Origin of the sequence: Coprococcus eutactus (genome assembly GCF_001404675.1) — a bacterium.
Taxonomy (GTDB): domain Bacteria; phylum Bacillota; class Clostridia; order Lachnospirales; family Lachnospiraceae; genus Coprococcus; species Coprococcus aceti.
The window spans coordinates 1-11,896 of sequence record NZ_CYXU01000012.1 but is presented as its reverse complement, the minus strand read 5'-3'; the positions used below and the strand labels follow the sequence as shown (position 1 = coordinate 11,896).

At 45.4% G+C, this 11,896-nt stretch carries 13 protein-coding genes and 1 other RNA gene; 4 read left to right on the top strand and 10 right to left on the bottom strand.

Annotated features, from left to right (window positions below):
- Positions 1–132: 132 nt before the first annotated feature.
- From ARA78_RS13405 to ARA78_RS13375, 7 genes are all read right to left on the bottom strand, one after another.
- Positions 133–627 (bottom strand): hypothetical protein, encoded by a 495-nt coding sequence (locus tag ARA78_RS13405; RefSeq protein WP_015534504.1) that lies wholly within the window; start codon positions 625–627, stop codon positions 133–135.
- A gap of 40 nt (positions 628–667) precedes the next feature.
- Positions 668–1,258: an HD domain-containing protein gene (locus tag ARA78_RS13400; RefSeq protein WP_015534503.1), complete on the bottom strand. Its 591-nt coding sequence runs from the start codon at positions 1,256–1,258 to the stop codon at positions 668–670.
- A gap of 140 nt (positions 1,259–1,398) precedes the next feature.
- Positions 1,399–1,662: signal recognition particle sRNA large type (gene ffs, locus ARA78_RS13550), an RNA gene on the bottom strand.
- Between the two features lie 76 nt (positions 1,663–1,738).
- The gene (gene tadA / locus ARA78_RS13390) at positions 1,739–2,248 is read right to left on the bottom strand and encodes a tRNA adenosine(34) deaminase TadA (protein ID WP_015534501.1); all 510 of its coding nucleotides are present in this window, start codon (positions 2,246–2,248) and stop codon (positions 1,739–1,741) included.
- Between the two features lie 19 nt (positions 2,249–2,267).
- Positions 2,268–3,266, bottom strand: a complete 999-nt coding sequence (locus ARA78_RS13385) for a DUF6128 domain-containing protein (RefSeq protein WP_055272053.1) — start codon at positions 3,264–3,266, stop codon at positions 2,268–2,270.
- 88 nt (positions 3,267–3,354) lie between these two features.
- Positions 3,355–4,218, bottom strand: a complete 864-nt coding sequence (rsmA, locus tag ARA78_RS13380; protein ID WP_055145795.1) for a 16S rRNA (adenine(1518)-N(6)/adenine(1519)-N(6))-dimethyltransferase RsmA — start codon at positions 4,216–4,218, stop codon at positions 3,355–3,357.
- A 151-nt stretch (positions 4,219–4,369) separates the two neighbouring features.
- A complete protein-coding gene (locus ARA78_RS13375) occupies positions 4,370–5,140 on the bottom strand; it encodes a TatD family hydrolase (protein ID WP_055280737.1) in 771 nt (256 codons plus the stop codon).
- A gap of 432 nt (positions 5,141–5,572) precedes the next feature.
- Here ARA78_RS13375 and ARA78_RS13370 point away from each other — a divergent pair, with 432 nt between their 5' ends.
- The 4 genes from ARA78_RS13370 (at position 5,573) to ARA78_RS13970 (ending at position 9,085) form a co-directional block, all read left to right on the top strand.
- Complete coding sequence (locus ARA78_RS13370; RefSeq protein ID WP_055280735.1) at positions 5,573–6,760, top strand: pyridoxal phosphate-dependent aminotransferase; 1,188 nt, start codon at positions 5,573–5,575, stop codon at positions 6,758–6,760.
- 72 nt (positions 6,761–6,832) lie between these two features.
- Positions 6,833–7,453, top strand: a complete 621-nt coding sequence (locus ARA78_RS13365; RefSeq protein WP_022216004.1) for a Maf family protein — start codon at positions 6,833–6,835, stop codon at positions 7,451–7,453.
- A 141-nt stretch (positions 7,454–7,594) separates the two neighbouring features.
- Positions 7,595–8,404: a hypothetical protein gene (locus ARA78_RS13360; protein WP_055280733.1), complete on the top strand. Its 810-nt coding sequence runs from the start codon at positions 7,595–7,597 to the stop codon at positions 8,402–8,404.
- A 525-nt stretch (positions 8,405–8,929) separates the two neighbouring features.
- Complete coding sequence (locus ARA78_RS13970) at positions 8,930–9,085, top strand: hypothetical protein (RefSeq protein ID WP_156329495.1); 156 nt, start codon at positions 8,930–8,932, stop codon at positions 9,083–9,085.
- A 229-nt stretch (positions 9,086–9,314) separates the two neighbouring features.
- Here ARA78_RS13970 and ARA78_RS13350 read toward each other — a convergent pair whose 3' ends face one another.
- The 3 genes from ARA78_RS13350 to ARA78_RS14140 all read right to left on the bottom strand — a co-directional run.
- A complete protein-coding gene (locus tag ARA78_RS13350) occupies positions 9,315–10,193 on the bottom strand; it encodes a DegV family protein (protein WP_055272048.1) in 879 nt (292 codons plus the stop codon).
- Between the two features lie 135 nt (positions 10,194–10,328).
- Positions 10,329–11,570, bottom strand: a complete 1,242-nt coding sequence (pncB, locus tag ARA78_RS13345; RefSeq protein WP_015534493.1) for a nicotinate phosphoribosyltransferase — start codon at positions 11,568–11,570, stop codon at positions 10,329–10,331.
- A gap of 142 nt (positions 11,571–11,712) precedes the next feature.
- Positions 11,713–11,896 (bottom strand): hypothetical protein (locus ARA78_RS14140; RefSeq protein WP_207641807.1); only part of this gene is annotated, 184 nt, incomplete at its 5' end.

The window sequence follows — 11,896 nt, the reverse complement described above, 5'->3', positions numbered from 1 at the left end:
GAATGATACAATTCAACACACATCATTTTAAACTCATAACTATAACGCATAAAAATACCCTCCTTACTGGTTGTCCAGTAAAGAGGGTACATATCATAGTCGGTGTGGAGTTTTATTGTATATTAACTATTATTAGTTAGCCAGAGCCTGAAGTACAGCAGCCTTCATCGCATCGTCACACTGCTCATCTCCTATGTACAATGTAACTGTACTCTTTCCGCCTGCAGGGAAATCAAATACTGCCTTCAGTGTCTTGTCTATATATGTTCCATCTGAACCATACTTTGCAAGATCCATGCTGACCTTTGTTCCATAATATGTGATTCTGAATCCACCGTTTGTTGTGTCCTCATAATACCATACTGTTGTCTTGGCCTTCTTATCAAGAGCGTCTCCATATGTAACACCTGTAGGAACCTTCTTCTCTGTTCCGTTGCTCTGTACATCTGTATAGACGATCTCATTCTTCTTAAGGCTGTCTATCTTGTCCTTTGCCTCATCGTTAGTACGATACTGAATATTACCCTTTACAAATATCTGAGCTGTCTCAGGAAGAACCAGATACACACCGCCACAGATAGCTGCTACCACAATAATGGCTACAAGGATCTTAACAAATGTCTTCATAATTATCTCTCCTATCCACAATCAAATTCATCAATCGATACTAGAACAGTTCTTTCTCAAGCTGGAATATGAAATCCTCAAGGAGCTGCATGCGTTTGCTGTACTCAAGTCGTCCAGCCTCCGTCTTACATCTCTTGATCTTTGGTTTATTGATCTTATAAAAATTCTTGATTCTGTAATATGCGCGCTTATAGCTTGCCTCGTCCTCTATAGCCGTAGCCATGGAATCCCACAGAACACTGATCGCTCCCACTTCATCCAGCAGGTCTGCATCCATAACTATCCTGCACTCAAGTGACAGATCTGCATCAGTATCCTTCTCCTCATGGATCATGATTATCTCGCCTATCTTGGCTATCTTCTGTGGATCGACTCCCAGACTGTCAAGATAATTGACAGCTATCTCTGCTCCGACCTCCCCATGTGGTCTCTCGTCATCCCAGCCCACATCATGAAGAAGTGCCGCGAGAACTATTATATCCAGATCTCCACCTAACTTCGACTGAAGCTTTATCGCCCATCTATACACCCGCATAGTATGTTCAAATCTGCTCCTGAATGGATAATTAGGCGGCCTACCATTAACGGCTGTCTGTTCCTTTACAAAATCAATTACTTCAGCGTAATTCATATCCGTTTCGCCCCTTGGAAATCACTATTCTGCAGCGCATAATAACACTGCAAAAGTATCATACTTGATGATAACATCTTTTGTGGGATTTTGCTATATTTTTTTAAATTTTTAATAAATAATGTTAAAAATAAAAAAATCCATGCGATCTTCCTTCGAAGCGTCACCATAGACGTTACCTCAGCAGTTAACTCAGCCCAGGCACCCTCACGGCACACAGGAGATTCCCCTTAGTGCTGCTTCGTCTCCGACCTGACACGGTTCGAAGATTCCTGTTGCGCGAGACCCAGACATCAACATCACTTACTGAGGGCAGCCCTACAGCGGCCACCCCTCAGGAAGACCATCACCCCTGCTATAGCGGATTGCAGGTACAGGGCGCCGCTACCTCCCCGGTTGCATGGAAACTTTAAAACATATTTAATTGGCTGTGCACAAGATGCACCGCAGGCTACATTATATCTGACATGCCGCCCGCCGTCAAGCATTCTTCGCTTTTCCCTGTCTCAGGTCGCGAAAAAAGCTCTTCATCATCTCACTGCATTCATCCTGCCGCACACCACGTATAACCTCAACCTGATGATTGAACTGTTTCATGTCCAGCAGGTTTATTATGGAGCCCGCACATCCGGCCTTGGGATTCATACATCCTATCACCACATTTGGGATACGGGCCTGCACTATGGCCCCGGCACACATCTGGCACGGTTCAAGGGTCACATACATTGTGCACTCCTCCAGCCGCCAGTCGCCGAGCTTCTTTGACGCCTGTTCTATGGCCAGTATCTCCGCATGTGCAAGTGTGGTCTTTTTCAGATTTCTCTTGTTGAAGCCCCTTGCGATTATCCTGTCATCGTGGACTATGACACAGCCTATCGGAACATCGCCATTTGCATAAGCCCTCTTTGCCTGGGCTATGGCTTTATCCATATACTTCTCATGGATACGCCGCTCCTCCGGCGTCAGCTCATCTATATTGGTATCTTCCATTCTCTTTATCCTCTTCTTCCTATCTTATATCCACTATCCAGTAGCCGAAGCTGCCGGTCTTGATATGTGTCTCCTTCTCCGGCACGAATCTGTCAAATCCAAATATCCCGGCAAGGTATTTCTCCCTCGAGGAATACACCCCCGGAACTCCAAGTATATAACTGACGCGGTCATTATCTGGGGAAAATATGACTTTGCCGAACATCAGGTATTTGTAGCTGTAATACCCGTGTGTCAGGAAGCTGTTCACCCCGAGCTTCCAGTTGCACATGTCCAGCAGACCTATGTCATTCGGGGATATCTTCACGCTCTCTATGACGCTGTCCAACCCGTCATCCAGGGAGCTTCCCGGAAGAAGTGGCAGACGTTCATAGTTCTCAAACATTTTGTCTATCGCCGTTCCGGTCTCGGAGGTCTCGACCTCATCAGAACATACAGGCTCCGCCGGTGCAGCACAGCTCTCAAGCTCCAACTCTGCCGTGACCGTATCTGTTATGGAGGCCTCTCTCACCGCCTCGCTCAGTTCCTCAGCATCGCGGACCGCACGTTTCGCATCCCACATTCTAGAATAATCTATCACACTGTCCGTCCAGGACGAACAGAATATATCGCTGTCGTAATACTCCTGCCCCATATTTCCATCCGGCTGTATACGCCTTATGACGATACCGGCAAATGCAGTCACAGGCCGTCCGCTCTCCATGACATCATCCCAGCAGAATGAGAAGCACTCCTCACCGTGTCCATTTCTGAGTCTCATCTTACCGACGAGCACCGGCAGAGGGATCATCACGGGCTCATTTGTCTGTTCACCGCCCACTGCGCCTTCGTCGGCCAGCGTCTCCCTGTAAATGAACACGCCATAGATTTCCTCTCTGCTGTTCATTCCGTTTCTCAGTCCAACCGTGAGTCTTCCCGTTCTCCCCACCTTTGCCACCTTGGCAAATCCTGAATTTTCACATTTGTGTCCGTCGTGATACCTGTAAATATACGATATAAATCGGTTCCAGTACACCATAGATAATCCTCCTCTCCCTTCCGGAATTCTGCGTCCTTTTCCGGGGGCTTTATCAATTATCTATGATTCTGTCTCACCACCTATGACATTATTTGTCCGTGAGAATGTCGCTCAAAGCTGCAAATTCCGCCAGGCTCAAACTTTCTCCACGGATATTTGCTGATATTCCAAGGGATTCCAAAGCCTTTGCGATCTGCTCCTTGGCAAATGACAGCTCTCCGCTGTTGGCTATACCATTCTGGAGAGTCTTTCTTCTCTGGTTAAATGATGCTCTTATCAGCCGGAACATGAGCTGCTCGTCCTTCACCTTGACCGGCGGCTCCTGGTATCTGTTCAGTCTGATGACCGCTGAGCCCACACCCGGTCTCGGTATAAAGCAGTTTGGCGGAACATTTGCCACTATATACGGCTCGGCATAATACTGAACTGCCAGGGACAGTGCTCCGTAATCCTTGGTTCCCGGGCCCACCTGCATGCGGTCCGCAACCTCCTTCTGCACCATGACCGTCACCGAGAGAAGCGGCACATGCTTCTCGAAAAGTCCCATGATGATCGGTGTGGTTATATAGTATGGGAGATTCGCAACCACCTTGATAGGCCTGCCGCCATTTCTCTCCTCCACGATCTTGTTGATATCCACCTTCAGTATGTCATCGTTGATGATGGTCACATTGTCGTACTCCGCAAGGGTCTCGTCCAGAATAGGGAGAAGATTCTTGTCTATCTCCACCGCCACAACCTGTCCGGCACTCTCCGCAAGATACTGGGTCATGGTTCCTATTCCCGGACCTATCTCCAGAACGCAGTCGTCCTTCGTGATGTCCGCCGCGCTGATTATCTTGTTTATGACATGTGCATCTATGAGGAAGTTCTGACCGAACTTCTTCTGGAATGCAAATTCATATTTCTTTATCGTCTCTATCGTAACCTGTGGATTACTTAACTTCTCCATGCTTTGTCCTTTCCTGCGTCCAGACAATGGCGGTTTCATCAAGATTTGTGTCACGACCAGGACTTTGTGGTATGCCTGTCTGAGGCATACCACAAAGTCCTGGTCTCAATTCACATTACGAAACCTCCATTGCCTGTAATCTACGTTTTTATTACATCTTGTACATTTTCAGGGCATTCGCGTATGTCTGGTCATACACTTTCTGAACCGGAACGCCCTTGATCTCGGCTATCTTCTCAGCTATATAAGGTATGTTGAGGGCAGAGTTCCTTGTTCCCCGGAATGGAACCGGAGCCATGTATGGGGAGTCTGTTTCGAGAACTATCTTTTCCAGAGGGATATCCTCCACGACCTCCTGAAGCTTCCGGCTGTTCTTGAAGGTGACTACTCCGCCAACCCCTATGTTAAATCCCATCTTAATATATTCTCTTGCCTGTTCTACGCTGTATGAATAACAGTGTATCACACCGCCATTTCTGCCGCCATCCATTCTTTTAAGCATCTCCATAGTGTCTGATGCCGCATCACGGCTGTGTATAATGATCGGCATGGTGAGCTCCTGCGCAAGCTCAAGCTGCCTGAGAAACCATTTCTTCTGAACATCCCTCGGAGGATCATCATCAAAATGATAATCAAGACCTATCTCTCCTATGGCTCTCACCTTTGGATTATCCAGCACCATGCTCTTAAGCTCCTGTATATCCGTCTCCGTCAGCTCTCCTACCTCACTCGGATGTACGCCGACTGCCGCATAAAATTGCGGATATTTTGCGGCAAGCTCCACCGAATTCCTCGACGACTGCATATCCGCTCCGACGTTCATGACCTTGTCTATATCTTTCTCAAGGAATTCTGCAATTAACTGTTCTCTGTCCTCATCAAACTGAGTATCGTCATAATGACCATGTGTCTCAAATATCATATCTCAAACCTCTCTTATGGTACTAATGCATTGTTTATAGTACCGCAATATCGTATCCGTCACGCTGTATTATACAGAAATACCCGCACTTTGTGAACGTTTAATTATTTGTTTATGATTAGTTATTAATCTTTATAAATAGATTAATCTTTAAACACATTTTTTTCACAAATCCTGGATATACTAACAATCGTAAAGAGTTTTTCATTTATTTGAATCCTCTCTCCCCTCATTTTTTTTGCAAGAGGCAGCAGATCTTCCCCGTTCTGTTACCTCTTGTTTTTTTGTGTCCAAAACTGTATATTTATTGTGATGTATATATGTACACATAGATTACATCAACGTATAATATGTGTCCACATTACACGTGTCATATTGCATTGATTTTATATGTATATTTATCATAACATTTTACATAACAGGAGGACTTTCATGATTTCAAAGAAATATTCATCAATGTTAAACAACACTTCCATCATCAGGGAATTTGCACAGTATGCTTCAAAGCGTGCCGCTGAGATCGGTGCTGAGAATGTGTTCAACTATACTATAGGCAATCCATCTGTGCCTACCACAGACGACTTCAACAAAGGACTTATCGACCTTATCCAGAATGAGGATTCACTGGCACTCCATGGTTACAGCCCAACACTCACTATTTATTCTGTAAGAAAGGCTGTCGCAGAATCACTGAACCGCCGTTTCGGCATGGAGTATGTTCCTGAGGACATTTTCATGACATCAGGTGCTGCCGGAGCCCTGGCCCACGCCATCAGATGTGTCACGGAGCCGGGCGACGAGGTTATCACATTTGCCCCTTACTTCCCTGAGTATGTACCATACGTTGACGGAACCGGTGCTGTTCTCAAGGTCGTTCCAGCAGACATTACATCATTCCAGATAAACTTTGACGCATTCCTCGAGATGATGAACCCAAATGTTCAGGCAATCCTCATCAACTCGCCAAACAACCCATCCGGAATCGTCTACTCAACCGAGACTATAACACATCTTGCCCAGATCCTCACAGAGAAACAGGAGGAGTACGGACATGACATTTACCTTATATCAGACGAGCCTTACAGAGAGATCGTATTTGAGGGAACTGATTCGCCATTCATCTCAAAGTTCTACGACAACACCATCTGCTGCTACTCATTCAGCAAGTCTCTGTCACTGCCTGGAGAGCGTATCGGATACGTGGCTGTAAACCCTAAGTGCAAGGATGCCGAGCTCATCATCAACATGTGCGGACAGGTATCACGTTTCACAGGACACAACTGTCCTTCATCTCTGATACAGCTCGGAGTTGCAAAGGTGCTTGATGAGACATCTGATCTGTCTATCTACGAGAAGAACAAGAACATCCTGTACAAGGAGCTCACAGCTATGGGATATGAGTGTGTTGAGCCAGGCGGAACCTTCTATATGTTCCCTAAGACTCCTATCGCAGATGCAAATGAGTTCTGTAACATGACTGCCCATGAGCTTGATCTGATCCTTGTTCCTGGCGACAGCTTTATGTGTCCGGGACATATGAGACTGGCTTACTGTACTACAACAGATATGGTTGAGCGCTCTCTGCCACTGTTTGAGAAGGCTATTAAGATGTGTAAATAATGATCTGTGTGTACGACAATAACAGATCTTGTTTGTACAAAATTATTTTAGGAAAGTATAGAGATATAGCATATGACTAACATAAAGATAATTCTCGCCTCGGGATCGCCTAGAAGAAAGGAACTTCTGGCCCAGGCGGGATACGACTTCGATGTGTGTCCAAGTCTTTCTGATGAAGATCTTGAACCGATGGCTCCATCTGAATATGTAATGCTTCTGGCTAAGAAGAAGGCAGATGAAGTGTGCAACAGGATCATCGCCCAGGATGTTGTAAGACGGGTTAAAAAGCTTCCTGAACGCTTCGTTGTCCTCGGCGCAGACACTGTTGTATCGCTGAACGGAAGGATTCTTGGTAAGCCTTACGACTACGACGATGCATACAACACCTTGAACAGTCTGTCCGACCAGACGCATCAGGTGTACACCGGCGTGTGTCTGATATATGTGAACGGAAGAGCCAAGTCATCCAGCTCATTCTATGAGAAGACGGATGTCACCTTCTATCCTGTATCCCACGACGAGATAATCCAGTACCTCGCCACAAATGAGCCGTTTGACAAAGCCGGAAGCTATGGAATTCAGGGCAAGGGCGGCCTGTTCGTAAAGGGAATTGAGGGCGACTACAACAATGTTGTCGGGCTGCCGCTTGCCAGAGTCTATCACGAGCTTGAGGAATTAGTATCGGAAGAGTAGGTATACTAACCACCAAAATAAATAAACCAGCTGCTGCTACATTTTGTAACGACGGCTGGTTTATTTTTTACTGTAAATATTTAGTGTAATTTACCATATTCTGATTTATACTTTACTTAAACAGAAAGGGGCGAAACAATTATGAACGACAAGAAAAAGATCCTGTTAATAGGCATTATTATAGGGGTAATGCTTGCAGCGATTATTATAAGTGCCATCATTCTTTTCAGGGATGACACCAAGGAGGGTGTCCATGAGGGAGGTACATTCACTGAAAAGATGACAGAGGGTACAACAGAGAGAAAGGCGGATGTCAAGACGACTTCCAAGGCTACAACCACCGAGAAGGCAACCAAGGCTGCTACCTCGGAAAAGAGCAAGAAGGGTTCTGCTAAAACTGCGAAGAAGGACAAGAAGGGTTCTGCTACAACTACAGAATCTACAACGAAGAAACCAAGCAGCCAGACAACAACCGAGGCAAAGACACCGGGCAGAGAGGATGGCAAGGTAACGACCAGCCAGCCAGTTACAACTGAGAGGGCAACTGAGAGACCAACTGAGAGACCTACCACGGCTGCTACAACCGAGAGACCTACAACTGAGAAACCAAAGCCGGAGCCAACGACCACTGAGCATGTACATACCTGGAAGGATGTATATGAGACTCAGGATAAGAAAGTTTGCGTGTCCGAGGCTTGGGATGAGGATGTCCAGGAGCTCCATTCGTTCTGCTCATACTGCGGCAAGGACATCACTTATGATGGAAACCATATCTTTAACTGTGGTGAAAAGTATTACTCTGAATCACTCGGAGAAGAGATTTACGAGGGTTCAAGGGCTGTAACTCGATATGTAACCGTAGACACAATCCATCATCCAGCCGAATACGAGATCCAGAAGGAGAAGGTACTCGTAGGCAGAAAGTGCAGCACCTGCGGCGCATGGCAGTAGCTGATACAGGAATCCTGATGTGAAAACATCGGGATTCTTTTTTTTATGCAAATGTGTCGCCTAAGTCCGGACTAGAACTTGAGGGTGATTTGCCCTAATTAATCCTCTTCTTGAATCAATATATACAAACGTTCAGACATATCAAACGAGAGGAAAATCTCGTTTGACCTTCTGGGATTTTTACAGCAAGTTTTTACACTATAATTTATTTGTTTATGCGAAAATGTATGGTAAGATAAATTGTAGAATTGATAAAAAAAGGGGAGAAAAGCGTGGTGAAGAGATAGGACCAGTGTGTAACAGCATTGGTCTTATTTTTTTTGATGGGGATGAGGGTGATCCTTCCCTAATTAGCCATTCTCTGAATCAATATATATAAACATTCAGATATATCAAACAGGGGAGTATCAGTCTGGGACCGGGCTTCAGGAGAGCGACTAAAAAATGCAAAAGCCAGGGAACAAAAGAGGGGCAATTATACGTCTGTATAAAGTGTAATGGTATTTTATTACCAAATAATTTTGCATGTCACATAAGGTAGTGGCGGATGAGTGGTATGATCCGGCGGCGCAGAAATTTGATTTTTCAGGGCTGATTTTAAAGATCCGGGATGCTCTGGATAAGATCTATGACAGGTATGGGGTCACTGGATTAGAGCCGGGCAAAGGCTTGGGTACTTAGAGGTGTTCATCCATGTGACCTTCGCCCATCCATTATTCTTATTTGACGCCTGGGATACAAACCTTGCTACCGTCATAGTAGTGCGCATTTGTACACTCAACTGCCTTGAAAGTTCTTCATTCAGAGGACAGTTTATCTTACGTATAATTAATAATCTGTCCAAAGAAAAAGTGGCAGGCGTCATATATACAGACATCTGCCACTTTTAATTACATCTCATATTTATCTTCTATCTCAGTTCCTTCTTCACATTGAAGATAGTTCCAACGACCTTCGGGCCCGCATTTGATGCAACTGCTGCCCCGATCTGGAAGTAATCTGAAGGGCCATAGCCAACCTTCTCCGTCATACGGGCTGTCAGCTCGTCTCTTACGGTCTCATCGTTTCCATATACTATCTGGTACTCTGAACCCGGCTCCATCTCTTCCACTGTGACATCCACCATCTTTGCCATGAGCTTCTTCTCGCCGCGGCACTTGATAGCTGTCACGATCTCATTTGCCCAGATCTTCATGATAGGCTTCACGCCGAGTGCGTCACCAACCAGAGCTGCCGCACTTGGGATTCTTCCTGACTTGGCTGCATACTTGAGGCCATATATTCCGAAGTATATCCTTCTCTTTGGAAGCTCTTCCTTCAGATACCACACTATATCCCTGGCATCCCTGCCCTCCTGAACCATTCTAGCTGCCACAACCACCGGATAGCCATACTGTCCACTGTAGCCTATTCCGTCAAATACATATATATTGCACTTTCCGGCGCACTCAGGATATTCCTCCTCGAACTGATCTGCGGCCATCTGCGCATTTGCATATGAGGCAGAACCATCCTTGTTGATGCTTACATATATAATATCCGTGTAACCCTGCTCCACCAGCTCCTTATACACCTCGCCGAACTGGTACGCTGTGATCTGTGATGTCTTTGGAAGATCATCATTCTCTGCCATGAGCTTGTAGAAGCCCTCATTGTCAAAATCGACTCTGCTCAGATAAGACTTGCCACCTATCACGACCGGGAAAGGAAGGATCTTGATGCCGAGCTCCTTCTCCTCCTTCTCCGAAATATCACTGGCAGAATCTGTCATTATAATAATTTTTCCCATAATTCACAAAACTCCATTTTTTGCTAATGAGCAGACGCATGAAATGCGCTGCGCGCGGCGTCTGCGTGCTTCATAAGATGTCACTAAGCCCAGCTTAGTGACGGCGCACCCAGTGCGCCACCTCCTTATGAAAATTTACTTATCATTCTCCATACGCCACTTGATACATCTGTTGAGATAATGAACATAATCTGGATTCTTGCACATACCCTTGCCCTTATCATCAGATATCTTGGCAACATCCATGCCGTTACATGCTGTAGTCTTCATAACTATGTTGAGCGGTTCATCGCACGTATCGTTGGATATATATGTTCCTATTCCAAATGCAACCTTGATCTTGTCCTTGAAATAGCTGTTGAGTTTGTCTGCTTTCTCGAAATCAAGGCTGTCGCTGAACAGAAGTGTCTTGGTCTTTGGATCAAGTCCAAGCTTCTCATAATGATGAACCATCTTGTCGCCCCACTCATAAGGATCGCCACTGTCGTGTCTCACCCCACTGAAAAGTGTCGCATATGTGAGCTGGAAATCCTTTAGGAAGCAATCTGTTGTGATGGCATCAGTGAGAGCTGTTCCGTTCAGCACTCCATACTCCTTAACCCATGCATCCAATGCATACCAGTTGGAATATGCAGGATTGTGCTTATGATTACCCTGTCCAACACACATGATCCACTCATGCGCCATAGTTCCAACCGGAACCAGATTATACTTCCTTGCCAGATATACATTACTTGTTCCGACAAATGTTGAACCCGGATACTTGCGCTTGCTGAGTTCCTTGACTGCAAGCTCCTGAGCTTCAGCCGAAAGTCTTCTTCTGAGTCCAAACTCACTGAAAGCTCCAAGGTTATACTCTCCAGTCTCGACTTTTCGGACCTTCTCATCAAGCTTCTCCCTGAATGATGCAAGCAGCTTATCATAGTCATCGTTCATTCTGAAGTAGACCTCATTCACTATAGCCAGAGTAGGTATCTCATACATGGAAGTATTGAGCCAAGTGCCTCTCGCCTCTATCTTCAGTCCACACTCAGCGTCATCTGATATCTCAAAGTCCTCATATCTTGCCTTCCAGAGTCTCAGAAAATCAACATAAGAACCCTTTATCCACTTGATATTGTGCAGATACTCAAGCTCCTCCTCTGTAAATCTCAGATCACAGTAGAGCTGTATCTGTCTCTTGATCTCATCAACCATCTCCTTTGTGAAGAACACGTCAGTATTCCTGCACTTGAATGACCATGTTGTCTTATAGTCACTGAACTGATGGTAAATCGCCTGTCCCATACTAAACTTGTACATATCCGTTTCAAGCAGGCTTGTGATTATTCTTTCCATTTTTATACTCTTCTTTCTCTTTTTATCCGCTCCACACATACGGCTTAACCGCCATATATCACGGAAATACGGAAGTATACGCAAGTTAAAATACTTCCACTTATAATAAGTTAGCACACAGCCCGCTGTCAAGCACTATTACCTTGCAACTATCACACATAGTATTGTATAATGTTACCGTTCAGAGCCATGCAGCACAATATAAGAAGTGGCTTGTCATGCTTGCATGAACAAGGCATTTCTTATATTGTGCTATACGGCGGATACGCCGCACCGAACAGGCTCGTAAGAGACTGTGAGGTGGCATGGTTCTGAACACGGCAGAGTCGTACACCAGCCGAACAGGCTCGTAAGAGACTGTGAGG